The sequence below is a fragment of the Aromatoleum sp. genome, from assembly GCF_035254505.1.
GTDB lineage: Bacteria > Pseudomonadota > Gammaproteobacteria > Burkholderiales > Rhodocyclaceae > Aromatoleum.
Genome location: NZ_DATFAO010000060.1, coordinates 1 through 25111 on the forward strand (window position 1 = coordinate 1; position 25111 = coordinate 25111).

General features: G+C 62.8%; 28 protein-coding genes and 4 tRNA genes. 12 read left to right on the top strand and 20 right to left on the bottom strand.

Going from position 1 to position 25111, the window contains the following annotated elements:
- The 6 genes from VJ673_RS11890 to VJ673_RS11915 all read left to right on the top strand — a co-directional run.
- A partial coding sequence (locus VJ673_RS11890; RefSeq protein WP_324126315.1) for an aminotransferase class I/II-fold pyridoxal phosphate-dependent enzyme occupies positions 1–431 on the top strand: 431 nt, incomplete at its 5' end.
- A gap of 17 nt (positions 432–448) precedes the next feature.
- A complete protein-coding gene (gene dapD / locus VJ673_RS11895; protein ID WP_324126316.1) occupies positions 449–1270 on the top strand; it encodes a 2,3,4,5-tetrahydropyridine-2,6-dicarboxylate N-succinyltransferase in 822 nt (273 codons plus the stop codon).
- An 80-nt stretch (positions 1271–1350) separates the two neighbouring features.
- Positions 1351–2535 (top strand): PilT/PilU family type 4a pilus ATPase, encoded by a 1185-nt coding sequence (locus VJ673_RS11900; protein WP_324126317.1) that lies wholly within the window; start codon positions 1351–1353, stop codon positions 2533–2535.
- 50 nt (positions 2536–2585) lie between these two features.
- The gene (dapE, locus tag VJ673_RS11905; protein ID WP_324126318.1) at positions 2586–3740 is read left to right on the top strand and encodes a succinyl-diaminopimelate desuccinylase; all 1155 of its coding nucleotides are present in this window, start codon (positions 2586–2588) and stop codon (positions 3738–3740) included.
- Positions 3741–3742: 2 nt separating this feature from the next.
- Positions 3743–4699, top strand: coding sequence for a 50S ribosomal protein L3 N(5)-glutamine methyltransferase (gene prmB / locus VJ673_RS11910; protein ID WP_324126319.1), 957 nt, complete (start codon positions 3743–3745; stop codon positions 4697–4699).
- Between the two features lie 61 nt (positions 4700–4760).
- Positions 4761–5213, top strand: a complete 453-nt coding sequence (locus VJ673_RS11915) for a response regulator (protein ID WP_324126320.1) — start codon at positions 4761–4763, stop codon at positions 5211–5213.
- A 21-nt stretch (positions 5214–5234) separates the two neighbouring features.
- Here VJ673_RS11915 and iscX read toward each other — a convergent pair whose 3' ends face one another.
- The 11 genes from iscX to VJ673_RS11970 form a co-directional block, all read right to left on the bottom strand.
- Positions 5235–5429 carry a Fe-S cluster assembly protein IscX gene (gene iscX / locus VJ673_RS11920; protein WP_324126321.1) on the bottom strand — a complete coding sequence of 65 codons (195 nt, stop codon included), beginning with the start codon at positions 5427–5429 and terminating at the stop codon, positions 5235–5237.
- A 1-nt stretch (position 5430) separates the two neighbouring features.
- Positions 5431–5772 (bottom strand): ISC system 2Fe-2S type ferredoxin, encoded by a 342-nt coding sequence (gene fdx / locus VJ673_RS11925; protein ID WP_324126322.1) that lies wholly within the window; start codon positions 5770–5772, stop codon positions 5431–5433.
- Positions 5769–7637 (bottom strand): Fe-S protein assembly chaperone HscA, encoded by a 1869-nt coding sequence (gene hscA, locus VJ673_RS11930; protein WP_324126323.1) that lies wholly within the window; start codon positions 7635–7637, stop codon positions 5769–5771. Before hscA ends, fdx begins: the two co-directional genes overlap by 4 nt.
- Positions 7637–8170, bottom strand: a complete 534-nt coding sequence (gene hscB, locus VJ673_RS11935) for a Fe-S protein assembly co-chaperone HscB (protein ID WP_324126324.1) — start codon at positions 8168–8170, stop codon at positions 7637–7639. The genes hscA and hscB overlap by 1 nt, the downstream gene beginning before the upstream one ends.
- 19 nt (positions 8171–8189) lie before the next feature.
- Positions 8190–8513, bottom strand: coding sequence for an iron-sulfur cluster assembly protein IscA (gene iscA, locus VJ673_RS11940; RefSeq protein ID WP_324126325.1), 324 nt, complete (start codon positions 8511–8513; stop codon positions 8190–8192).
- A gap of 22 nt (positions 8514–8535) precedes the next feature.
- Positions 8536–8919 (bottom strand): Fe-S cluster assembly scaffold IscU, encoded by a 384-nt coding sequence (iscU, locus tag VJ673_RS11945; protein WP_015436425.1) that lies wholly within the window; start codon positions 8917–8919, stop codon positions 8536–8538.
- A 23-nt stretch (positions 8920–8942) separates the two neighbouring features.
- A complete protein-coding gene (locus tag VJ673_RS11950; protein WP_491700805.1) occupies positions 8943–10154 on the bottom strand; it encodes an IscS subfamily cysteine desulfurase in 1212 nt (403 codons plus the stop codon).
- Between the two features lie 33 nt (positions 10155–10187).
- Positions 10188–11342 (bottom strand): cysteine desulfurase family protein, encoded by a 1155-nt coding sequence (locus VJ673_RS11955; protein WP_324126326.1) that lies wholly within the window; start codon positions 11340–11342, stop codon positions 10188–10190.
- Positions 11343–11365: 23 nt separating this feature from the next.
- Positions 11366–11848: a Fe-S cluster assembly transcriptional regulator IscR gene (iscR, locus tag VJ673_RS11960; RefSeq protein WP_324126327.1), complete on the bottom strand. Its 483-nt coding sequence runs from the start codon at positions 11846–11848 to the stop codon at positions 11366–11368.
- Between the two features lie 104 nt (positions 11849–11952).
- The gene (gene cysE, locus VJ673_RS11965) at positions 11953–12708 is read right to left on the bottom strand and encodes a serine O-acetyltransferase (RefSeq protein WP_324126328.1); all 756 of its coding nucleotides are present in this window, start codon (positions 12706–12708) and stop codon (positions 11953–11955) included.
- Between the two features lie 50 nt (positions 12709–12758).
- Positions 12759–13487 (bottom strand): RNA methyltransferase, encoded by a 729-nt coding sequence (locus VJ673_RS11970; RefSeq protein ID WP_324126329.1) that lies wholly within the window; start codon positions 13485–13487, stop codon positions 12759–12761.
- A 78-nt stretch (positions 13488–13565) separates the two neighbouring features.
- Here VJ673_RS11970 and VJ673_RS11975 point away from each other — a divergent pair, with 78 nt between their 5' ends.
- From VJ673_RS11975 to VJ673_RS12000, 6 genes are all read left to right on the top strand, one after another.
- Complete coding sequence (locus VJ673_RS11975) at positions 13566–14363, top strand: inositol monophosphatase family protein (RefSeq protein WP_324126330.1); 798 nt, start codon at positions 13566–13568, stop codon at positions 14361–14363.
- A 264-nt stretch (positions 14364–14627) separates the two neighbouring features.
- A complete protein-coding gene (locus VJ673_RS11980) occupies positions 14628–16496 on the top strand; it encodes a DEAD/DEAH box helicase (protein WP_324126331.1) in 1869 nt (622 codons plus the stop codon).
- An 85-nt stretch (positions 16497–16581) separates the two neighbouring features.
- Positions 16582–16657, top strand: a tRNA-Gly gene (locus VJ673_RS11985).
- 43 nt (positions 16658–16700) lie between these two features.
- Positions 16701–16774 (top strand) — tRNA-Cys (locus tag VJ673_RS11990).
- Between the two features lie 9 nt (positions 16775–16783).
- Positions 16784–16859, top strand: a tRNA-Gly gene (locus VJ673_RS11995).
- Between the two features lie 103 nt (positions 16860–16962).
- On the top strand, positions 16963–18132 hold the full coding sequence (locus VJ673_RS12000) for an alkaline phosphatase family protein (RefSeq protein ID WP_324126332.1): 1170 nt from the start codon (positions 16963–16965) through the stop codon (positions 18130–18132).
- Between the two features lie 30 nt (positions 18133–18162).
- On the opposite strand, the gene VJ673_RS12005 is transcribed toward VJ673_RS12000, so the two are convergent.
- The 9 genes from VJ673_RS12005 to era all read right to left on the bottom strand — a co-directional run.
- The gene (locus VJ673_RS12005) at positions 18163–18618 is read right to left on the bottom strand and encodes a DUF1178 family protein (protein WP_324126333.1); all 456 of its coding nucleotides are present in this window, start codon (positions 18616–18618) and stop codon (positions 18163–18165) included.
- Positions 18619–18664: 46 nt separating this feature from the next.
- Positions 18665–18749: transfer RNA gene (locus tag VJ673_RS12010), tRNA-Leu, on the bottom strand.
- A 48-nt stretch (positions 18750–18797) separates the two neighbouring features.
- Entirely contained in the window at positions 18798–19397 is a 600-nt protein-coding gene (gene pgsA, locus VJ673_RS12015; RefSeq protein WP_324126334.1) for a CDP-diacylglycerol--glycerol-3-phosphate 3-phosphatidyltransferase, read from the bottom strand.
- A gap of 33 nt (positions 19398–19430) precedes the next feature.
- Positions 19431–21242: an excinuclease ABC subunit UvrC gene (uvrC, locus tag VJ673_RS12020; protein WP_324126335.1), complete on the bottom strand. Its 1812-nt coding sequence runs from the start codon at positions 21240–21242 to the stop codon at positions 19431–19433.
- Between the two features lie 26 nt (positions 21243–21268).
- A complete protein-coding gene (nagZ, locus tag VJ673_RS12025; protein ID WP_324126336.1) occupies positions 21269–22288 on the bottom strand; it encodes a beta-N-acetylhexosaminidase in 1020 nt (339 codons plus the stop codon).
- Positions 22289–22335: 47 nt separating this feature from the next.
- Positions 22336–22713 (bottom strand): holo-ACP synthase, encoded by a 378-nt coding sequence (gene acpS / locus VJ673_RS12030; protein WP_324126337.1) that lies wholly within the window; start codon positions 22711–22713, stop codon positions 22336–22338.
- Positions 22714–22720: 7 nt separating this feature from the next.
- The gene (locus VJ673_RS12035) at positions 22721–23476 is read right to left on the bottom strand and encodes a pyridoxine 5'-phosphate synthase (protein WP_324126338.1); all 756 of its coding nucleotides are present in this window, start codon (positions 23474–23476) and stop codon (positions 22721–22723) included.
- Complete coding sequence (gene recO / locus VJ673_RS12040; RefSeq protein WP_324126339.1) at positions 23473–24195, bottom strand: DNA repair protein RecO; 723 nt, start codon at positions 24193–24195, stop codon at positions 23473–23475. Before recO ends, VJ673_RS12035 begins: the two co-directional genes overlap by 4 nt.
- A gap of 21 nt (positions 24196–24216) precedes the next feature.
- On the bottom strand, positions 24217–25111 hold an 895-nt coding region (gene era / locus VJ673_RS12045), incomplete at its 5' end, for a GTPase Era (RefSeq protein WP_324126340.1).

The window sequence follows — 25111 nt, forward strand, 5'->3', positions numbered from 1 at the left end:
GCTTCGTCGCCGGCGATACAGCGATCATGAAATCCTTCCTGCTCTACCGCACCTATCACGGCTGCGCGATGAGCCCGTCGGTGCAGGCCGCCTCGACCGCCGCCTGGAACGACGAAGCGCACGTCATCGAAAACCGCCGCCTGTACCGCGACAAATTCGATCGCGTGACCCCGATCATCGCGCGCCACCTCAAGGTCGAGCGTCCCGACGCGAGCTTCTACCTGTGGGCGCAGACGCCGATCTCCGACACCGAGTTCGCCCGCCGCCTGCAGGCTGCATATAATGTGACCGTCCTGCCCGGCAGTTTCCTCGCCCGGGAGGCCAACGGCGTCAATCCGGGCGCCGGTTTCGTGCGGATCGCCCTGGTGGCCGAAACGTCCGAATGCCTGGAGGCTGCCGAACGGATCGCAGCCTTCTGCCAAACTCTCTGAAAAATCGGAAATTCCCCATGCAAGAACTGCAAAAGATCATCGACGACGCTTTCGAAAACCGTGCCAGCCTGTCGCCCTCGTCGGCACCGGCCGTTATTCGTGACGCGGTCGCCGAAGTCATCAACGGACTGGACAGCGGCCGCCTGCGCGTCGCCGAAAAGATCGACGGCAACTGGACCGTCAACCAGTGGATCAAAAAGGCCGTCCTGATCTCCTTCCGCCTGCGCGACAACGAAGTTCAGTCCGCAGGCGCGCTGAATTTCTTCGACAAGGTCCCGACCAAGTTCGGCGACTACACCCCCGAGCAGTTCCGCGAAGGCGGCTTCCGCGTCGTACCGCCAGCCGTCGCGCGCAAGGGCAGCTACATCGCGAAAAACGTCGTGCTGATGCCCTCCTACGTGAACATCGGCGCCTACGTCGATGAAGGCACCATGGTCGACACCTGGGCCACCGTTGGCTCCTGCGCCCAGATCGGCAAGAACGTGCACCTGTCGGGCGGCGTCGGTATCGGTGGCGTGCTCGAGCCGGTCCAGGCCGGCCCAGTCATCATCGAAGACAACGTCTTCGTCGGCGCGCGCTCCGAAGTCGTCGAAGGCGTGATCATCGAAGAAAACGCCGTACTGTCGATGGGCGTCTACATCGGCCAGAGCACCAAGATCTACGATCGCGAAACCGGCGAGGTCTTCTACGGCCGTGTGCCGTCCGGCGCCGTGGTCGTCCCGGGCAGCCTGCCCTCGGCCGACGGCAAGTACAGCCTGTACTGCGCGGTCATCGTCAAGCGCGTCGACGCCCAGACGCGCGCGAAGACCGGCATCAACGAGCTGCTGCGCGGCGCCTAAGACTGCCAACCACGCGGGGACATCAACATCCCCGCGCTCATGCCCACCGACTTGCAAGGCCACGCTCCGGAGACTCCGCGATGATTTTCGACAAGCTGTTTCAGTTGATGGCCGAAAAGGCCGCGTCGGACATCTTCATTTCCGCCGGCGCCCCGATCCATATCAAGATCCAGGGCATCACGATGCCGATCAACCAGCAGAACATGGACCCGTCCATGATCAAGCGGATGATCTACGAGATGATGACCCCGGAGCAGATCGAAACCTTCGAAACGGAGAAGGAGCTCAATCTGTCCTTCGGTCGGCGCGACATGGGCAACTTCCGCGTCAACGTCTTCTGGCAGCGCCATAGCATCGCGATCGTCGTCCGCTACATCCAGGGCGAGATCCCGTCGCTCGACACGCTCGGGTTGCCACCGGTGCTCGCCGAAGTCGTGACCGAGAAGCGCGGGCTGCTGCTCGTCGTCGGCGCGACCGGCTCCGGCAAGTCGACGACGCTGGCCTCGATGATCGACCACCGGAACCGCAACCGTTCGGGCCACATCCTGACGGTCGAGGACCCGATCGAATACCTCTTCAAGCACCGCAAATCGGTCGTCAACCAGCGCGAAGTCGGCATCGACACCCTCGGTTGGCACGAAGCGTTGCGCAACGCGATGCGCCAGGCGCCCGACTGCATCCTGATCGGCGAAATCCGCGACCGCGAAACGATGCAGGCGGCGCTTGCCTATTCGCAAACCGGCCACCTCTGCCTCGCCACGCTCCACGCGAACAACGCCTACCACGCGCTCAACCGCATCGTTAACTTCTTCCCGCTCGAGAACCGCTCGTTGCTGTTCCTGGATCTTGCGGTCGCGCTGAAGTGCATCATCTCCCAGCGACTCGTGCGCAAGCCGGACGGCATCCGCACGCCGGCCGTCGAGATCCTGATGAACACGCGCCACGTCGCCGAACTGGTCGAACGCGGCGAGCTCAACGAAGTGAAGGAGGCGATGCAGCAGAGTCTCGCCCCCGGGTCGCAGACCTTCGAGCAGGATCTCCATCGTCTGTACCGCGAAGGCATCATCACCTTCGAGGAAGCGCTCGCCAACGCGGATTCGCCGACCAACCTCGCGTGGCTCATCAACAACGCCCAGATCAACAACGAGGCTGCCGCTTCGGCGGGCAGTGATATGCCGCCGACCGTGGATTTCCAGCCGTCGTCGGGCGACGGAGCCTCGTTCAGTGAGTTCGCGCTCCACCTCGACGACGACCAAGGGCGCTGACGGATGCGGGCGGCGCTACAGCCGCCCGCACAACGTATCGATTTCAAACAATGACCTCTACTCCCCCAACGGCCACCTTTGCGCTGGCCTGTGACCTCATTGCCCGCAACTCCGTAACGCCCGAAGACGCCGGTTGCCTCGAACTCATCGCCGAGCGCCTTGCCCCGCTCGGATTCCACTTCGAGCGTATCGACACCGGCGGCGTCAGCAATCTGTGGGCGCGCCGCGGAAACGCGGCCCCGATCCTGTGCTTCGCCGGCCATACCGATGTCGTCCCAACCGGTCCGGAAAGCGCGTGGCAGAGTCGCCCGTTCGAGCCCACGGTCCGCGACGGCTTTCTGTACGGGCGCGGCGCGGCCGACATGAAAACCTCGCTCGCGGCCTTCGTCACGTCGATCGAACGCTTCGTCGCCGCCAATCCGGATCACGAGGGCTCGATCGCCCTGCTGCTGACCTCCGATGAGGAAGGTATCGCCACCCACGGCACCGTCAAGGTCGTCGAAGCGCTGGCCGCCCGCGGCGAACGTCTCGACTACTGCATCGTCGGCGAACCGACCTCAGTCAATACCCTGGGCGACACGATCAAGAACGGACGCCGCGGCTCGCTATCCGGCACCTTGCGCGTCAAGGGTGTCCAAGGCCACGTCGCCTATCCGCAGCTCGCACGCAACCCGATCCACGAATTCGCTCCGGCGCTCGCCGAACTTGCGTCGATCCACTGGGACGAAGGCAACGAATTCTTCCCGCCGACGACCTGGCAGGTCTCGAACATCCACGCCGGCACGGGCGCCAACAACGTCATCCCAGGCGTATGCGAAGTGCTCTTCAACTTCCGCTTCGCCTCGGTCAGCACGGCCGAGGAGCTCAAGCGCCGGACTCACGAGATCCTCGACCGTCACGGACTCGACTACGAACTCGACTGGCACCTCTCCGGCAAACCCTTCCTGACCGGCCGCGGCAAGCTGGTCGCTGCATTGACCGACGCGATTCGCGACACGGTCGGTGTCGAAACGGAGCTTTCGACCAGCGGTGGCACCTCTGACGGCCGCTTCATCGCCGACATCTGCAACGAGGTCGTCGAATTCGGACCAGTCAACGCCACCATCCACAAGGTCGATGAACGCGTCGCCGTCGACGCCATCGAACCGCTAACCGCGATCTACGAAGGCGCCCTTCGCGCCCTGCTCGCCCCGAATCGGAACTGATCATGAGCCACAACTGCTGCGACCATCACCACGACGCCGGCGACGAGGGTCACGAGCACGAACACGAGAGCGGCCCGCTTGCCGAACTCGTCACGCTGCGCGACTGGCTGCGCTACGCCGTGACGCGCTTTAACCGCGCGGGCCTCTTCTTCGGCCACGGCTGCGACAACGCCTACGACGAAGCCGTGTGGCTGCTGCTACATACGCTGTCGCTGCCACTCGACCGCCTCGAACCTTTCCTGGACGCGTGCATCACCGGCGAGGAACGGGGGGAGATCTTCAATGTCATTGAACGCCGCGCCGAGGAACGAATCCCCGCCGCCTACCTGACGGGCGAAGCCTGGCTCGGCGAATACCGCTTCAACGTCGACGAGCGCGTGATCGTTCCCCGCTCCTTCTTCGCCGAACATCTCGAAGACGGCTTTTCACCGTGGATCGAAGATCCTGCAGCGGTGGACAGCGCCCTCGACATGTGCACGGGTTCCGGCTGCCTCGCGATCCTCATGGCGCATGCCTTTCCAAACGCGCAGGTCGTCGGCGTCGACCTCTCCGAGGATGCGCTCGAAGTCGCCCATTCGAATGTTGCCGAATATTCGCTCGAAGACCGCGTCGAACTCGTCAAGAGCGACGTCTTCGACGAACTCGGCGGCCGGCGTTTCGACCTGATCATCAGCAATCCACCGTACGTCACCGCCGACTCGATGGAAACGCTGCCACCGGAATACCTGCATGAGCCGCGCATGGCGCTGGCGGCAGGCGAAGATGGCCTCGACGTCGTGCGCCGCCTGTTGGCCGAGTCGCGCAAGCACCTCAATCCTCATGGCGTACTCGCCGTCGAAGTCGGGCATAATCGTCATATCGTGGAAGCCGCGTTCCCTGATCTTCCCTTCGTATGGCTTTCTGGCAACGGAGGCGATGACATGGTGTTCGTGCTGCGCGCCGAGGATCTTCCCGCCTGAGGATCCTCGTTCCCGCGCCATCGGGCGAGCTGCCACGCGCCGGCCCACTTCAAGGAACATCATGGCAGGGGACCGCTATATCCTTCTCGTCGAGGACAACCCGAACGAGGAAACGCTGACGCTGCATGCGCTTCGCGAAAACGGCATCACCAATGCCGTCGTCGTCGCGCGGGATGGCGTCGAGGCGCTGGATTTCCTGTTCGGAGAAGACAGCGGGCGCAGGCCCGAATCGGCGCGGCTGCCCGCGGTCATCGTGATGGACCTCAAGCTGCCGCGGATCGACGGCTTCGAGCTCGTGAGGCGCATCCGCGCGCACGAACGAAGCAGCCTCATTCCACTGGTGATCCTGACCAGCTCGCACGATCCGAATGACATTCGCGAAGCCTATCGTCTAGGCGCAAATAGCTACGTGCTGAAACCGGTCGAACTTGGCCGCTTCGTGATGGTGATCGGGCTCTTGGCTCGTTACTGGCTGAACCTCAACCAAACAACCCACACCAATTCCGGTTATTGATCTGTTCGGCGAGCGCAGGACTCAGGCAGCCTCGTCGATCCACGCCTGCTGGATTGCCTCGAGCACACGCTCTCCGCAATGCTTGGGCTCGTCGTCGAATTCCGGCAGCGCCATCACCCAGTTCATCAGGTCGACGAAATTTACGCCGGTCGGGTCCACGTTCGGATGCGTATCGGAGAGCTGGATCGCGATCTCCTGGACTTCGGTCCACTTCATGTCAGTGCTTGCCTTCTCTCGCCATGTTGATCGTGTAGCGCGGAATCTCGACTACCAACGGATCTTCCTGGACGACAGCTTGACAGGACAGGCGCGACTGCGGCTCCAGTCCCCAGGCCTTGTCGAGAAGATCCTCTTCCTCCTCCTCGGCATCCGGCAGTGAATTGAACCCCTCGCGCACGACCACGTGACAGGTCGTGCAGGCGCACGATTGCTCGCAAGCGTGTTCGATCTCGATCCCGTTACGCAGCAAGGCGTCGCAGATGGACGTACCCGGTTCTGCCTCGATCACGGTGCCGTCCGGGCACAGCTCGACATGCGGCAATACAATGATCTGCGTCATACCTGAATCTCATCCACCTTGTGACCCGTCAAGGCCGTACGGATACTCTTGTCCATGCGGCGAGCGGCAAATTCGTCCGTCGCGCGGCTCAGCGCGCCGATCCCCTTCTTCACGGCTTGCGCGTCCTTCCCCGTAGCCACCCTGCGCAATTCCGTTATTGCGGCGTCGATCGTGGCACGCTCCTCGGCATCGAGCAGTTCGCCATCCTGCTCGAGCGCGTGCAAGGTGGCCTCGATGACTCGATCGGCCTCGACCTGCTGTTCACGCAATGCTCGAGCGTTCATGTCGTCCGACGCCCGCTCGACGCCTTCGCGCAACATGCCTGCGATCTCGTCGTCGGTGAGTCCGTACGAAGGTTTCACCAACACGCTGGCCTCGACGCCCGAGGACATTTCGCGTGCAGACACCGCGAGCAAGCCGTCGGCGTCGACCTGGAAGGTCACGCGAATCCGTGCCGCCCCCGCGGCCATCGGCGGAATGCCGCGCAGTTCGAACCGCGCGAGCGATCGGCAGTCGGAGACCAACTCGCGTTCGCCCTGCACGACGTGGAAGGCCATTGCGGTCTGGCCGTCCTTGAAGGTCGTGAATTCCTGGGCACGCGCCATCGGCAGCGTCGAATTCCGCGGAATGACCTTTTCAGTCAAACCGCCCATTGTCTCGAGGCCGAGCGAGAGCGGAATCACATCGAGCAACAGCCACTCGTCGTCGGCCTTGCGGTTGCCGGCGAGCACATTCGCCTGGATAGCCGCGCCCAGCGCGACGACCTTGTCGGGGTCAAGATTCGTCAGCGGCTCCTGGCCGAAGAACTCCCCAACGGCACGCTGCACATGCGGCATGCGCGTCGCCCCGCCGACCATCACCACGCCCTTGATGTCGTCCGCCGCGAGACCCGCATCGCGCAGCGCGCGACGCATCGGCGCGACCGTCTTTTGCACGAGGTGGCTCGTCATCTCGGCGAACTCGTTGCGCGTCACGGTCAGATTCACCTGCTCGCCCGACGCCAGCTTCACATTGATCGCCGCTTCTTCGCTGACCGTCAGGAGTTCCTTCGCTTCGCGCGCCCTGATGTGCAGCCGGCGTGCATCTTCGCTCGACGGCGGCGCAATCTTCGCCTTGTCGAGCACCCAGCAGAAGAGCCGGTGATCGAAGTCATCGCCCCCCAATGCCGCATCGCCGTTTGTCGCGAGCACCTCGAAAATACCGCGCGAGAGCTTCAGGATCGACAGGTCGAACGTCCCGCCGCCTAGGTCGTAGACCGCATAGACGCCTTCGGCAGCGTTATCCAGTCCGTAGGCGACCGCAGCGGCCGTCGGCTCGTTGAGCAGCCGCAGGACGTTGAGGCCCGCGAGCTTCGCCGCGTCCTTCGTCGCCTGCCGCTGCGCGTCGTCGAAGTAGGCCGGTACCGTGATCACGGCACCCGTCAGCTCTCCGCCAAGGCTCGCGTGTGCACGATCGGCAAGTGTGCGCAGGATTTCGGCCGAAATCTCGACCGGAGTACGCACACCCTGCACCGTGCGCAACCGCAACATGCCCCCCGTATCAACGAAATCGTAGGGCATTGTCTCGATGTGAGCGACATCGTTCAGGCCGCGCCCCATGAAGCGCTTGACCGAAATGATGGTGTTCTTGGGGTCGACCACCTGCGCCGCAGCAGCCGTACGCCCGACCTCGACATCGCCGTCCGCGTGGTAGCGCACGACCGAGGGGACCATGGCGCGCCCTTCCTCGTCGTTCAGACATACCGCAATTCCGTTACGGACAGTTGCGACCAACGAATTAGTGGTACCGAGGTCAATGCCGACTGCAAGCCGATGCTTGTGCGGCTCTGTGGACTGACCCGGTTCGGCGATTTGCAATAGGGCCATCAGGTTTCCAGCGCCTCGAGGGCGTCATCGATCTCTTGTTGGAGTTTTTCCATGAACATCAGGCGGCGAATCGTCTCGGCGGCGCCAGCGTAATCCTGCTGTTCGTCGAATTGGCGCGCGAGCTCTTCGAAGACCTCGCGGGCGTGCTGGCGCAGCCGCTGATGCAGTTGGGTGAGCTCATCGGCATCGCCCGCCGAACGAGCTTCCTCAACCCCCTCGCGCCATTCCATCTGTTCCATCAGGAACGCAGGCGACATCGCCGTATTGGTATGCAGTCCGGCATCGACGCCGCACAACTCAAGCAGATAGGTCGCCCGAGTCAGCGGCTTCCGCAGCATGCGAAAAGCCTCGTTGACGCGCGTCGCCCACTGCATCGACAAGCGCTTCTCGGTATCCGGCAGATGCGCATAGCGATCCGGATGAACCCGCCCCTGAAGATCGTGGTAGGCAAGCTCCAGTGCCGTCTCGTCCAACTGAAAACGGCGCTGGAGGCCGAACAGCTCGAAGTAATCCTGCTGCAGGTCGATGCTCATGAGCGGTCAGCGAAGGTGATCAGACGGTGAAACTCTCGCCGCAGCCGCAGGCGTCCTTGACGTTCGGGTTGTTGAACTTGAAGCCCTCGTTCAGCCCTTCGCGAACGAAATCCAGTTCCGTGCCGTCTAGGTACGCCAGGCTCTTCGGGTCGATGATGACCTTCACGCCGTTGCTCTCGAACACCATATCCTCCGCCTCGGTCTCGTCGACGAACTCGAGGCGATATGCCATGCCGGAACAGCCGGACGTCTTCACGCCCAGACGAATTCCAAGCCCCTTGCCACGTTTCGCCATGAAGTCCGAAACGTGTTTCGCAGCCCTTGCACTCAGCGTTACAGCCATGGCTCTATCCTCAGCTCAATAATCAGGCTTGATTCTTCTTGCGATAGTCTTCCACCGCCGCCTTGATCGCGTCTTCGGCGAGGATCGAGCAGTGGATTTTAACCGGAGGCAGCGCCAGTTCCTCGGCGATCTGCGTATTCTTGATCTCGAGCGCCTGCTCGACGGTCTTGCCCTTGACCCATTCGGTCACCAGCGAGCTCGAAGCGATCGCCGAGCCGCAACCGTAGGTCTTGAACTTCGCGTCTTCGATGACGCCATCCTTGCCCACCTTGATCTGCAGCTTCATCACGTCGCCACAGGCCGGTGCGCCGACCATGCCGGTTCCGACGCCGTCCTCTTCCTTGCCGAAGGAACCGACGTTGCGGGGGTTTTCGTAGTGGTCGAGGACCTTTTCGCTATATGCCATTTCAGTTCTCCCAATCCATTGGTTCAGTGGGCAGCCCACTGAACGGAGTTCAAGTCGACGCCCATCTGCACCATCTCCCACAGCGGCGAGAGCTCGCGCAGCTTGCCGATCTTCCGATGCAGCAGGTCGATGGTGTAATCGACGTCTTCATCGGTCGTAAAGCGGCCGATGGTGAAACGGATGGAGCTGTGCGCGAGTTCGTCTTCGCGGCCCAGCGCGCGCAGCACGTAAGATGGCTCCAGGCTTGCGGACGTACAGGCCGAACCGCTCGATACCGCCACATCCTTGATCGCCATGATCAGCGACTCGCCTTCGACATACGCGAAGGAGATGTTGAGGTTGTGCGGCACGCGCTGCTCCATGTCGCCGTTGACATAGGTCGCGTCGATGTCCTGCAGGCCCTTCAGCAAACGGTCGCGCAGCACGCGGATACGTTCGTTCTCCACTGCCATCTCTTCGCGCGCGATGCGGAAGGCTTCGCCCATGCCGACGATCTGGTGCGTCGCGAGCGTGCCCGAACGCAGTCCGCGCTCGTGGCCACCGCCATGCATTTGCGCTTCGATCCGTACGCGCGGCTTGCGACGCACATACAGCGCGCCGATGCCCTTCGGACCGTAGGTCTTGTGCGCCGAAAACGACATCAGGTCGACTTTCAGCTTCGACAGGTCGATCTCGACCTTGCCCGTCGCTTGCGCGGCGTCGACGTGGAACACGATGCCCTTTTCGCGACAGATCTCGCCGATCTCTGCAATCGGCTGGACCACGCCGATTTCATTATTCACGAACATCACGGAGACGACGATCGTGTCCGGACGCAGGGCCTGCTTGAAGGCGTCCAGGTCGATCAGACCGTCTTCCTGAACGTCGAGGTAGGTTGCTTCGAAACCCTGGCGTTCGAGCTCGCGCACCGTGTCCAGAACCGCCTTGTGTTCGGTCTTGACGGTGATGATGTGCTTGCCCTTCGACTTGTAGAAATGCGCCGCGCCCTTGATCGCGAGGTTGTTCGACTCGGTCGCGCCCGAAGTCCACACGATTTCCTTGGCATCCGCGTTGACGAGCGCCGCAACCTGCTCGCGCGCATCCTCCACCGCCTTTTCGGCGTCCCAGCCATAGGCGTGCGACCGGCTCGCCGGATTGCCGAACTTCTCGGTCAGCCACGGGATCATCGCCTCGGCCACGCGCGGATCGACCGGCGTTGTGGCGGAGTAATCCAGGTAAATCGGAAACTTCAGCATCGTGATCCTCCGTCGATCTGCAAATTCACTGCTTTATTGTTGGACCGCCACCGCGGCCAAATTACTGAGCTCACTGATCAGCCGCCCGAGGCAGCCGACGAACTGTTCGACATCTTCGGTACGGGTATCGCGGCCGAGGCTGACGCGCACCGCGCCACGAGCAACCTCGGGCTCGACACCCATTGCCAGCAAGGTATGAGACGGCTCCGGGTTCGCGCTGGAGCAGGCCGAGCCGCTGGCACAGGCAAATCCTGCGCGATCGAGCTTCGCGACCAGCGTTTCCCCGTCGATCCCGTCGATGGCAAAGAAGACCGTATTCGGCAGCCGCCGCGCACCGGCAGAAAAAATCCGTACGTCTCGCTCAGCCAGCGCGGCCTCCAGGCGATGGCGCAATTCGGCGAGACGCAGCGTTTCGGCGTCCACACGCGCCGCCGCCAATTCGCATGCCACACCGAAGCCGACGATCGCAGCAATGTTCTCCGTACCAGAACGTAATCCGCGTTCCTGACCGCCGCCCGCCACCAGGGGTGCAAGCTCGACCCGCTTATCGAGCACCAAGGCCCCGGCTCCCAACGGACCGCCGATCTTGTGCGCCGACAAGGTCATCGCATTGACGCCCACCGCCCGAAAATCGACCGGGACCTTGCCGAAGGCCTGCACCGCGTCGGTGTGAAACCATGCTCCTACCGAGCGCGCTTCGCGCGCCAACGCCGGCACGTCCTGCAGCACGCCGGTCTCGTTGTTCGCGAGCATCACCGACACCAGCGACGGCCGCGCCGCCAAGACCGCCTGCCAGTCCGACGCCTTGATCACGCCCTGGCGGTCGACCGCGATTTCGCGCACCGTCCAATCCGCGCGCCGCAGTTGCCGCGCCGGCTCACGCACGCACGGATGCTCTATCGCGCTGATGGCGACCATACCCGGCTTCAGCACCGCAGCGGCGCCCTTGATGAACAGGTTGTTCGCCTCGGATCCCCCGCTCGTGAAGATCACCTCGGTCGCATGCGCACCGACCGCCGCAGCCACCCGTGCCCGGGCCTCGTCGATCGCCGCCCTTGCCTGCCGACCGTATTCGTGTCGACTGGACGCATTACCGAACCGGCTACCGAGCCACGGCAACATCGCGTCGAGCACGGCCGGATCGAGCGGGCTGGTGGCATTCCAGTCGAGATATACGGGAGCGAACATCGAGCTTGTCCGGTTCGTCTGCGTCAGGCGACTGCCGCCTCGCGAACCGCGACCATCGCCCGTCGCCGGACGTCCTTCAGCACGCCCATATCCGGATCCGCTTTGATCTCGCGTCGCACCAGCGCGCCGAGCGTCACCGAATCCAGGTACTCGTACATCCGCTTGTTCAGGTTGGTCCACAGATCGTGCGTCAGGCAACGATGCTCGTCGTGGCAGTTCTGCTTGCCGCCGCACAGCGTCGCATCCAGGGGCTCATCGACCGCAACGATGATGTCCGCAACGGTGATGCGGCTCATGTCGCGGGCGAGGCGATAGCCGCCGCCAGGACCGCGAACGCTGGAAACCAGCTTATGACGGCGCAACTTGCCGAACAACTGCTCGAGGTAGGACAAGGAAATCTTCTGACGTTCGGCGATCCCGGCCAAAGTCACCGGACCTTCGGTCTGGCGCGATGCCAGATCGATCATTGCAGTCACCGCAAATCGCCCTTTGGTGGTCAGTCTCATGTTGGAGGCCCTCACTTGTCGGAGTTTATCGCCCGGGGAAATACCCGAACGTTTCGCTCAACTATACGGAGCCCGACAAAATTGGTCAACTACTGTGAATAGCCTCAATCCACCATCTTGGAGAGCTTTTGCACGTCGAAGGCGTCACATTTTTCAATGTCTTCGTCGACCTTGAATCCGGCTTTCTCGAAGCGTTCGATCAAGCCTTGGATACGACGATCGGTTTCCACCGCATGATCGAGGAGCGCATGCAACGCCTTCGCCATCGGGTCATCCATCTGCTTGGTGACGCCATATGCCGAAAAGCCCATCTGCTCGGCCTTCTGCTCGCGCGCCTGGTCGCGTTCGTTGTCGATCACGCGGGCAGGATTACCGACGGCCGTGGCGCCGGCGGGAACCGGCTTCACGACCACAGCATTGGAGCCCACCCGAGCGCCGTCTCCGACGGTAAACCCGCCCAACACCTTCGCGCCGGCCCCGATGACGACGCCTGTTCCAAGCGTCGGGTGGCGTTTGGTGCCACGGTAGAGCGAGGTGCCGCCGAGCGTCACGCCTTGATAGATCGTGCAGTCGTCTCCGATCTCGGCCGTCTCGCCGATCACGACGCCCATGCCATGGTCGATGAAGACGCGGCGCCCGATTGTCGCGCCCGGATGGATCTCGATCCCCGTGAGAAAGCGACCGATATGGCTCACGAAGCGACCGACCCAGTAGAAACGGCGTCCCCACGCCGCATGCGCGAGCCGATGGAGGAACAGCGCATGAATGCCCGGATAGCAGGTCAGGACCTCCCAGGTCGAACGCGCAGCCGGATCGCGTTCGCGTACGCTGGCCAGATCTTCACGCAGGCGGCGAAACATGAATGATTAACTCCCGACGACCGAGTCTTTGAAATTATTTTCCGACAATCTTAGTCAAGTTTGCGCTCGAACGCAGCAATGATGCCACGGAGGATATTGACCTCCTCCTTTTCGAGACGCGTACGCCCGAACAATCTGCGCAGCCGCTGCATCAGGCGCTTCGGATTTGCCGGATCGTAGAAACCGCTGCGGATCATGGCCCCCTCCAGATGCCCGTAGAAGCCCTCGACTTCGTCGAAGCTCGCGAGATTCGAAGCGATATTGGCAGCGGGCGGCGGTGTCATGCAGGCCATCCGCAGTTCGTAGCACAGCAGCTGCACCGCGGCACCGAGATTGAGCGACGAATAACCCGGATTCGCCGGAATCGACACGGGCATCGAGCAGCGCTCGACCTCCTCGTTCGTGAGCCCGGTTGCTTCGGTTCCAAACACCAGCGCCACGTCGCCCCCGCCCGTGTGAGCGAGAAGCTCGATTGCGCCTTCTCGCGCGCTGCGCGGGGCCACCGACCGTTCGCGCCGCCGCGCCGTCACCGCCGCGGCAAGAATCGTCCCTTGCAGCGCCTCGTCCAGACTGCCGACGACGACCGCGGCGTCCAGGATGTCGTCGGCACCAGAAGCACGCGCGACCGCGACGGGATCGGGAAAGGACGCCGGCTCGATGAGGTACAGGCGGCGCAGTCCCATCGTCTTCATGGCACGGGCAGCCGCGCCGATATTTCCGGGATGGGTGGTACGAGTCAGTACGATGCGGATACGGTCAAGCGCGCCAACGGCGTTCATATAGTAAAATGCTGCGTTTTATTCGAATTTTCATGAGCGGCCGGCCCGTCGGGGCGGTCGCCAGCGAGACCGACGCGCATGCATCCCACCCTGAATATCGCAGTGAAAGCCGCCCGCCGCGCGGGTAACATCATCAACCGGGCCTCGTTGCAGCTGGACCAGCTTGCCGTCCAAACCAAGTCGTCGAACGATTTCGTTACCGAAATCGACCAAGCCGCGGAAGCCGCCATCATCGAGGTGCTGCGCGAAGCCTACCCGGATCACGGCATTCTAGCAGAGGAGTCCGGCCAGTCCGGCGACTCCGAATACCAGTGGATCATCGACCCGCTCGACGGCACCACCAATTTTATCCACGGCTTCCCGCAGTATGCGATTTCAATCGCACTGGCCAAGAATAACGTGATCGAGCAGGCCGTCATCTTCGACCCGACCCGCAACGAGCTCTTCACCGCCACGAAGGGGCGCGGTGCATTCCTGAACGACCGCCGCATCCGCGTCTCGAAGCGCACGCGCCTCAATGAATCCCTCATCGGTACGGGCTTCCCCTTCCGCGAGTTCGACAACGTCGACATGTACCTCGCGATGTTCAAGGACCTGACGCAGAAGACCGCGGGCATCCGCCGCCCCGGCGCAGCTTCGCTCGATCTCGCCTACGTCGCGTGCGGCCGCGTGGATGGCTTCTGGGAGCTGGGCCTTCAGCCTTGGGACATGGCCGCCGGCGTTCTTCTGGTGCAGGAAGCCGGCGGTCTCGTCAGTGACCTGGCCGGAGAAGGCACCTACCTGGAAACCGGCAACGTCGTCGCCGGTACCCCCAAGGTTTTCGGCCAACTGCTCCCGATCATCCAGTCCCACCGTACGGCCAACGTCCGCGCCTGATCACCGCCAGATAGCCGGCCTCGCCCGGCTGCGCCTCGCTACGAGGCCAAGCTCTGCGATCCGACCGCACTTCTGCAGTCCTTCAGCACCCGGATCAAAATTCGACCATCCTTCAGCCTACCCCCTCGAACAAGGGGGTAGGCTTCGCCAATTCCCCCATCGAATCGAGCATCACGGGCACGAATTGGGTAGGATGATGTGTTCTGCGACGCCGACTATCCGCTTCGCGCGTCCCCCAACGTCTTCTGCACCCCGGCCTTTCCCATGACCCAGACCATCGACTCCTTCGAGCAGCTCGGCCTCCGCGCCCCCATTCTGGAGGCGCTCGCCGGCATCGGCTACGAGACGCCTTCGCCCATCCAGGCCGCCTGTATCCCGCAGCTGTTGGACGGACACGACATTCTCGGCGAAGCCCAGACCGGCACCGGCAAGACCGCGGCCTTTGCGCTGCCCCTGCTCGATCGTCTCGATCTCTCGCTCAAACGCCCGCAGGTGCTCGTCCTGACGCCCACGCGCGAACTCGCGATCCAGGTCGCCGAAGCCTTCCAACGCTACGCGCGACACTTGCCCGGCTTCCACGTGCTGCCGATCTACGGCGGACAAAGCATGGTCGTCCAGCTTCGCCAGCTTGATCGCGGCGCCCACGTCGTCGTCGGCACCCCCGGTCGTGTAATGGATCACCTCGAGCGCCGCAGCCTCAACCTCGACGATCTGAAGACGCTCGTGCTCGATGAAGCCGACGAGATGCTGCGCATGGGCTTCATCGACGACGTCGAATGGATCCTCGAACATGCCCCGACGGAACGACAGACCGCACTGTTCTCCGCGACGATGCCTGACCCTATCCGGCGCGTCGCGCACCGCTATCTGCGTGAGCCGCGCGAAGTCAAGATCCGCTCGAGCACGACAACCGTCGCGAGCATCCGCCAGCGCTTCTGCCAGATCGGCATCGCCCACAAGCTCGACGCCCTGACGCGCATCCTCGAAGTCGAGGAAGACCTCGACGCGGCGATCATCTTTGCGCGCACCAAGACTGCGACCGTCGAACTCGCCGACAAGCTCGAAGCGCGCGGCTATTCGGCAGCGGCGCTGAACGGCGACATGACGCAACAGCTGCGCGAACGCGTGATCGAGCAGCTCAAAGGCGGCGCACTCGACATCGTCGTGGCGACTGACGTGGCCGCACGCGGGCTCGACGTGCCGCGCATCAGCCACGTCATCAACTACGACATCCCCTACGACACCGAAGCCTACGTCCACCGCATCGGCCGAACCGGCCGCGCCGGACGCACCGGCAGCGCGGTCCTTTTCGTCACACCGCGCGAGATGCGCATGCTCAAGGTAATCGAACGCGCGACTCGTCAGCCAATCGAGCCCCTGCAACTGCCGACGCGCGAAGCCGTCGCGGACAAGCGTGTTGCTGCGTTCCGGCAACAGGTCGCGCAGGTGCTGCAGTCCGAAGACCTGGATTTCTTCGAGGAGGTCGTTTCCGGCATCGAGGCTGAACAGGAGGCTGAAGTGCACTCCATCGCAGCAGCCCTCGCCTTCCTCGCGCAAAAAGATCGTCCGCTGCAATTGCCGATGGGCACCGGTCCTGACATCGCCCAATTGAATGCTCCCCGGCATGAACGCGAACGCGAACCGCGTGAGAATCGCGACGCCATTCTCGAGCGGCGCCGCGCAGTCTCGGACGGGCGCTTGCAGCGCTACCGCATCGAGGTGGGTCGCAACCAGATGGCGAGCCCGAAGGACATCGTCGGCGCGATCGCCAACGAAGCCGGGATCGAAAGCCGCTTCATCGGTCAGATCAATCTGTACGAAGACTACAGTACGGTCGAACTTCCGGCCGACCTCTCGCAGGACGTACTGGAAATCCTGCGTCGGGTACGCGTGCGTCAGCGTCAGCTCGAGATCAGCCGCTTCGAGGGCGATGCCCCGCCGCCGCGCCGGCCGGCCCGTCCGCGCAATCAGGACTTTGATTCGCGCAAGCCCAGTGGCGATAATCGCTCCGGCGAACGCAAGCCATGGGCCGGCGCCAAGCCGGCCGCAGGCAAACCGCCCCATCAGGAACGCGGCCACGACAAGCCCTGGTCGGGGAAGCCCGGCAAGAAGAAGGGGCCCCGGGAGCATTGAGCAGCCGAGAGGAAATTCCGTCAAAGGGAAATTTACGGAACCACTTGACGGAATGAAATCAGAATCTATAATAGCGGCTCTTTCAGCGGGAATAGCTCAGTTGGTAGAGCGCAACCTTGCCAAGGTTGAGGTCGCGAGTTCGAGACTCGTTTCCCGCTCCAGAATTCTCGGAGAGGCCCCGTAAGGTCTTTCCAACCGAAAGACGGCGCGATAGCAAAGCGGTTATGCACCGGATTGCAAATCCGTGTAGGTCGGTTCGACTCCGGCTCGCGCCTCCAGAAGTATTTGCGGGAATAGCTCAGTTGGTAGAGCGCAACCTTGCCAAGGTTGAGGTCGCGAGTTCGAGACTCGTTTCCCGCTCCAGAAATTGACAAAGGGAAGGTGCCGATGCACCTTCCCTTTTGTTCTTTCAGGGCCGGCCTCGATGCTTCGATCACGCACGCCTCCCGTCGCGGATATCGCACCCTTGGCACTTCCTCGCGACGCCGTGGTTCCGGATTACGGTGACGGCGGCCTATACGGTCTCGTCGCGAGCTTCCGCGCCTACCTCCAAGGACGGGCGTGGACGCCGCCGTCGAACGGGGCGGCGCGAAACGAGGACGCAAACCGATCCCTGGTCTTCCTCCTCGTCGATGGCCTAGGCGATACCTTCCTGCAGCGCTTCGGCACAGGAAGCACCTTGCTCGCGCATCGGACCGGGCACCTGACCTCCGTATTCCCCAGCACGACCGCCAGTGCGGTCACGACGACCCTGACCGGCCTCGCCCCCGCAGCACACGGACTGACCGGATGGTTCGTCCACGATCGTCGCTTCGGCGGCGTCCTTGCCCCACTGCCGATGCTCGTGCGCGGCAACGGACCGGTGGAAGGACTTTTCCCATTGCAACGGCTGTTTCCCTACCAGACGCTTTTCCAGCACCGCGGTCGTCCGGCCAGCCTGATCTATCCGCATTACCTTGCCGGATCCCCATTCTCCCGGCGTCACAGCCGAGGCGCCCGCGTTGCCCCCTATACGGGCCTCGACAGCATGGTCGACGCGATCGTCCGCGAATTGCAGTCCTTCGGCACTCAGAGCGGCTACGTCCACGCCTACTACCCCGTATTCGACGCACTAAGCCACACTCACGGCTGCGAGTCGAGCCAGGTCATTGCACGCTTTCAGCGCATCGACGCATCCTTCTCGCGCCTGCTCGAACGATTGCAGGGGTGCAACTGCGACATCGTGGTGAGTGCCGACCACGGCTTCATCGACTCGCCGCCACAGCAACAAGTCCGCCTCGAAGACTACCCCGACGCCAAGAGGCTCCTGAACACCCCTCTATTCGGTGAGCGACGCGCCGCGTTCTTCGGTCTGCGGCCGGGCGCAGAAAGGGACTTCAAAGCATTTTCCGACGAGGTGCTGCACGGCAAAGCGGTCTTGTCGTCGTCGGAAAGCCTGCGACAAAGTGGCTTGCTTGGCCCCGGAAAGCCCCATCGGAAACTCGCAGAACGCACGGGGACGCATGTTTTGCTGATGGAACCCGGTTGGACGATCCTGGATCGCCTGCCGGACGAGACCGAGCACGCGATGCTCGGCGTCCACGGCGGCCTGTCACCTCAGGAAATGTGGATACCGCTGATCTGCGCGCGCTGCTAGCTCGAATGGCAACTTACACGACGAAGGCGATCAGTGCAGCCCTTCGTCCGAAGGAAGCGGCAACACCATGATACCCTCCTCGACCAGCTCTCTGACCTCGCTGCCCGAGGCTTGCCCCTTGATGTTGCGAACCGCGCTCTCGCCGTAATGGATGCGCCGGGCCTCGTCAGGAAACTTCTGGCCGACGTCTTCGGAGTCACGCCCGATTCGTCTCATCATTGCGAGCACTGTCGCTACCGCATCCGGGTTCAGCGCCGGCGGCGCAGCTTCCGCTTGATCTTGCCGGGCAGTCGTCGCCTTCGACTCGGCACGAGCCACGACGCCGGTGTTGACGTAGGGAGCGCTGGGGCGCCTGGATATGTCAGCGGAACCGCAGACGGGGCACGTGACCTGGCTCGCCTGCCGCTGCAGTTCGAAGGCGTCGGCCGAACCGAACCATCCCTCGAACCGATGTTCGCGATCACAACTCAGATTGAGAACGATCACTTTGAATCCTTCACCACAATGCTGCCAACGACCGCCATGCGACGGCTGGTGCCGGGAACGGGACTCGAACCCGTAAGCCTGACGGCGGCAGATTTTAAGTCTGCTGTGTCTACCAATTTCACCACCCCGGCAGCTGCAGGGCCGGGCATTCTACCCCGGCGCCCCCGATCTGCCCAGCATCACCGAGCGCGATCGACTCCCTGCTTCCTCGGATCCTCACCCGCGAGATGTGGCATTGCACGATGGAGGTAGTAACCCATCGACCACAGTGTGAGCGCGGCGGCGATATAGACGAGGATGCTTCCGATCGGTCTCGTGTCGACCGAAAGAATCGGCGCATTGAACAGGAGCAACGGGATAGCCGTCATCTGCGCGGCGGTCTTGAGCTTGCCGACGAATGCAACGGCAACGCCAGCCGAGGCGCCCAGCCTGGCCATCCATTCGCGCAAGGCCGAAATGGTGATCTCCCGTCCGATGATCACGACCGCAATGCTCGCATCCACTCGGTCCAGTTGCACGAGCAGAATGAGTGCCGCCGCGACCATCAGTTTGTCTGCGACAGGATCGAGAAACGCACCGAAAGCAGACGTCTGGTTCAGAGCGCGGGCGAGATAACCGTCAAACCAGTCGGTAATCGCTGCAACCACGAATATCAGGGTGGCGCACAGATTCTTGCTCTGCTCGTCGAACCAGTCGTTCGGAAAATAGAAGACCCCGACGAACAGCGGTATCAGCGCAATGCGCGCCCAGGTAAGCGAATTTGGAATATTCAGTAGCATCAATCGTGGCCTGCAGGGCCTGTGCGGAGCGCCTCAGTGAAGGGCCGAGTATATCTGTTCGGCAAGCTTGCGGCTGATGCCATCGACGCGGCACAAATCTTCGGCGGTTGCCGCACGGACTCCATCGAGTCCTCCGAAGCTCGCCAAGAGATTTCGCCGACGCGTCGCACCAACTCCGGGGATATCCTCGAGGCGCGAACCGATGCGCGATTTGGCACGCCGCGCACGATGGCCCGTGATGGCGAAACGGTGGGACTCGTCGCGAATCTCCTGGACCAGATGCAGAGCGGGATGATCGTTCCTCAGACTCAGTCCCTCTCTGCCGTCCGGAAAGATGAGCGTCTCGAGTCCAGGCTTCCGCCCTTCTCCCTTCGCCACGCCCACCATCGCAACTGAATCGAGCCCGACCTCACGCAGCACCTCGAGCGCGGCGCCCACCTGCCCCTTGCCTCCATCGATCAGGATAAGGTCGGGGCGAACTCCTTCGCCCGCCGCCACCTTCCCATAGCGGCGTTCCAGGACCTGGCGCATCGCCGCGAAATCGTCGCCGCCCGTAATGCCCGTGATGTTGTAGCGACGGTATTCGCCATTCTTCATCGCGCCATCGACACACACCACGCACGACGCGACAGTCGCCTCGCCCATCGTGTGAGAGATGTCGAAACATTCGATACGGCCCGGCGGCTCTGGAAGATCGAGCGCCTCGCGCAGCGCTTCGAGCCGCGCCTCGGCCCGATCGGTATCACGGAGCCGCGTTTGAATAGCCAGCCTGGCATTGTTCTCCGCCATTTCCATCCACGCCTTCTCCGCCGCAAATCGAGGATGGATCAACGCTCCGGGGCGCTCGCAGACGTCCGCCATGATCAGCTTCGCCGCATCTAGCGGCACGTTCAGGATCACGCGGGCCGGCATCGACTGATCGCGGTAATGCTGCTCGAGGAAGGCGAGCACCGCATCGAGCGCTCCGCACCCCGCAGCCGTCGTCGGAAACTGCGGACGATCGCCCAGATGGCGTCCTCCACGTACCATGGCAAGATTCACGCACGTCAGGCCGTCCTGCTCGACCGCCGCGACGATGTCGACGTCCTCGTCCTTGCGGCTATCGACATACTGCCGCTGCAGAACCGCCTGCAGCACGCGCACCTGATCCCGGCACGCCGCGGCTTCCTCGAACACAAGCCGCTCGGCCGCCGAATGCATGCGAGCGGTGAGGTCATCAATGACCTCCGACGCGCGCCCGTCGAGAAATCGTGCAGCGAGGCGGACGTCAGCGGCATAGGCCTCTTCATCGATCAATCCCACGCACGGCGCCGTACAACGCTTGATCTGATGCAACAGACAAGGACGCGAACGGTTCTGGAAGACAGAGTTCTCGCAGGTCCTCAGCTTGAAGGTCTTCTGCAGAAGGTGGATGCTCTCGCGCGCCGCCCACGCGTTGGGGAAGGGTCCGAAATAGCGCGCTCCTTTGGCAAAGGCCCCTCTGTGGTACGCAAGACGCGGGAATTCGTCGGCAGAAAGCTCGATGTAAGGGTAGGACTTGTCGTCGCGGAAAAGGATGTTGTATCGCGGCGCGAGGCTCTTGATCAGGTTGTTCTCAAGGATCAGCGCTTCCGCTTCCGAGCGCGTCGTCGTGATGTCGACACGCTCGATCTGGGACACCATCATCGCGATGCGCGGGCTCGACTGGGTGCGCAGGAAGTAGCTCGACACCCGTCGCTTCAGATTCTTCGCCTTGCCGACGTAGAGGACGCGATCCTCCAGGCCGATCATGCGGTAGACGCCCGGCTCCTCCGGTACCGTCTTCAGGAACGCCTTGGCATCAAACGCTCGAGAGCTATCCGGCATGACGCACCTTCCAATAAGGGCTTCGCTCAGGCGGCCGGGCCGATAAGGTCCGCAACCGTGGCACGCGCGACTTGATAGTCCTGCCGCAACTCGAGCTCGAAGGGGTCGCTGCATTGCGGACGCCCACGCAAGGATGCGATGCGCGCACGACTTTCGGCGGAAACCTCCGGCGCCCAACGATCCAGCAGGTCGGCAGCCATGTCGGGCCGATTGCATACAAGCACCATGTCACATCCGGCCCCATGAGCGGCACGCGCCCGCCCGACGATATCGCCGGCGACGGTCGCCCCTTCCATCGTCAGGTCGTCGCTGAAGATCACCCCGCCGAACCCCAGCCGCCCGCGCAGCACGTCCTGCAGCCAGAACGACGAAAATCCGGCCGGATTCGGATCGATCCGACGGTATATGACATGGGCCGGCATCACGCCGGACAGTTGACGCCCGATGCGGTGACGATAAGGGAGGACATCGGCCTCCCAAATGGTCTCAAATTCCCGATCGTCAACCGGGACTTCCAGATGTGAGTCGGCCTCGACGAAGCCGTGCCCGGGAAAATGCTTGCCGACGCATCCCATCCCCGCCTCCGCCATACCAGCCACCAGCGCTTGCGCGAGCGACGCCGTCACCTGCGGATCGCGATGGAACGAGCGGTCGCCGATGACACGGCTGTCGCCGTAGTCGAGATCCAGCACCGGGGCAAAGCTCAGATCGACTCCGTGAGCGAGCAATTCTGCCGCGAGCACGAAACCGACGACGCGCGCCGCGGCGAGCGCCTCGACATGATCCTGGTCCCACAACTCGCCGAGACGACGCATCGACGGCAAACGACTGAAACCGTCGGTCCGGAAACGCTGGACGCGCCCGCCCTCCTGATCGACTGCGATAATCAGAGCCGGATCGCGGAGGGCACGAATCTCAGCCGTCAGAGCCGACAATTGCTCTGAACCGGAAAAATTGCGCGCAAACAGGATCACCCCCCCGACCAGCGGATCAAGGAGGCGCTCCCGCTCCTCGTCGGTAAGCGACGTGCCTGCGACGTCGAGCATGACCGGTCCTAGCGGACGGGTGACCGGTGATGGTGAGACAGAAGCGTTCATGTTTTCTCGATCAGGGCAAAGGCCACGACGTAATCGGCCTCATCCGTCAGACTCAAGTGCGCGCTCAACTGGCGCTGCGCCATGTAGGTGGCAAGCTCGGAGCCGAAACGGAATACGGGTTTCCCCAAGGGATCGTGCCCGACCGCCACGGCGTGCAATGTCGCGGGCACCGCGACACCGGTCCCGAGCGCCTTGCCGAAGGCTTCCTTCGCAGCAAAACGCTTTGCCAGATAACGCGCCGCATCCCGGCTCGCCTTGAAATCGGACCACTCTTCCTCGGCAAGAATCCTCGCCGCGAACCGTTCGCCATGACGTTCGAGCGCCTCGCGCAAGCGCCCGATCCGCACGATATCGGTACCGATGCCGAAAACCATGCAGCCTTCAGACTCCGCGCTCTGCGGCCTCGCGCATAAGACGCTTCATTTCACGCACCGCCTCGCGCAGACCGCTGAATACAGAACGACTGACGATCGAGTGCCCGATGTGCAGTTCTCGCACTCCCGGTAGCTGCGCGATCGGCTGTACGTTGTAATAATTGAGCGCATGACCGGCATTGAACCGCATGCCCAGTCCTCGGATTGCCTCTCCCGCACTTGCGACCTTCGCGACTTCGGCCAACACTGCAGCGCTTTCGGCATCACGCCCCGCGGCATGGAAGGCGTGCGCGTAAGGGCCCGTGTGAATCTCGCAAACCCGCGCTCCGATCCGAGCGGCGGCTTCCACCTGCGCCAGCTCCGCATCGATGAAGACGCTCGTGACGATTCCCGCATCGGCCAAACGGCTCACGGCGTCCTTCAGCCGTGCTTCCCGGGCGACCACATCCAGGCCACCTTCGGTGGTCACTTCATGGCGCCCCTCAGGCACGAGCATCGCCATCTCAGGCTTCAGCCCGCACGCGATGCCAACCATCTCATCGGTCGCGGCCATCTCGAGGTTCAGCTTGACCTGAGTCAGATCGCGCAAGCGTCGCACGTCGTCGTCTTGAATATGGCGCCGATCCTCTCGCAGATGCACCGTGATACCGTCCGCGCCACCCAGATGCGCCTCCACGGCCGCCCACACGGGATCCGGCTCCCAGGTGCGACGGGCCTGCCGCAAGGTCGCGACGTGGTCGATGTTTACGCCGAGTTCGATCACAGCTCCTGCAACTCCTTGAGAACCCGGCGCGACTGCAGCGTCTGTCCGCCGAGATAATGATTGATCAGCATCCGAAGCAGGCCCTTGCTCTGCGCCAGCGTCTCGGGTCGCGAAAATTCGGCACACGCCATGTCCAGCAGCGTCTGCCCGCTGAGGGTCTGCAAGTCGCCTTCCTCACCCTCGAAGCGGACCGGACCCCGCTCGATTATATAGAGGTACTCGCCCGTCGCCTCGACCGCGTCGCCCGACTCACCGTCGCTTTCCAGCTCGATGCCGTAACCCAATTCCCGCAACAGTGTCAGTTCGAACCGGCGCAAGGTCGGCGCGAGGAGGTCGGTGCGCGCCAGCGTCGCTATTGCTTCGGAATAGGCGGTGAACAGCGAGGAATGCGTATCCTCGCGCGCAGTAAGCCGAAACAAAAGCTCGTTGAGATAGTAGCCGCACATCAATGGACGGCCGGTCAGAAGGGGCTGCCCACCACACCACTCGGCACGCGTCAAGGTCTTCACTTCTCCCCCGCCGCTCCAGCTGACCAGCAGGGGCTGAAAAGCCATCAGTAGGCCACGCAACGGGGATTGAGGGCGGCGCGCACCTTTTGCCACCAGCGCCACGCGCCCGAAATCGAGAGAGAAAACCTCGACGATAAGACTGGTTTCACGCCACGGGTGCGTATGCAGGACGAACCCCGGCTGCTCCTCGACGCGCTGCTTCTGGCTCACGAACTCACGCGGTTCGGGAAATTATTCGTACCCGAGACTCTTGAGGGCGCGCTCGTCATCGGCCCAACCGCTCTTGACCTTGACCCACACCTCGAGGAACACCTTTCCGTCAAACAGTTGTTCAAGTTCGGCCCGAGCTTCGCTCGCAATCCGCTTCAGCTGCTCTCCGCCCTTGCCGATCACGATCCCCTTGTGACTTGCGCGGTCGACAACAACTGCTGCAAAAATGCGTCGCAAGTTCCCTTCAGTCTCGAACTTCTCGATTTCTACCGCGATCCCGTAGGGCAACTCGTCACCGAGGAGCCGGAACAGTTTTTCCCGCAGAAATTCCGCCGCGAGGAACCGTTCACTCCGGTCGGTGATTTCGTCGGCACCATACATGGGCTGCCCTTCGGGGAGCAGGGGTGTAACGGCCTTCAACAACTCTTCAACGTTCGTACCGCGCTCCGCGCTGAGAGGCACGATCTCCGCAAACGGGAAAACCTCGTTCATCCGTGCAATGAAGGGCAGCAAGGCACTCTTGTCGGCCAGGCGATCGACTTTGTTGATGACGAGCACGACTTTCGCCCCCTGCGGCAGAACGTCGACGACCTTGCGATCATCCTCGCCAAAACGCCCCGCCTCGATCACGAAGAACACGAGGTCGACGTCGCCAAGCACCTGCGAAACCGTCCGGTTCATCGACCGATTCAAGGCATTACGGTGCTTTGTCTGAAATCCCGGCGTATCGACGAACACGAACTGGGCATCGTCGTTCGTCAGGATTCCCGTCACGCGATGCCGGGTCGTCTGCGCCTTGCGCGATACGATGCTGATCTTTTGCCCGATCAGGCGATTAAGAAGCGTCGACTTCCCGACGTTCGGACGTCCGACGATCGCCACGAACCCGGTCCGGAAACCGTTCGACGACTCTTCG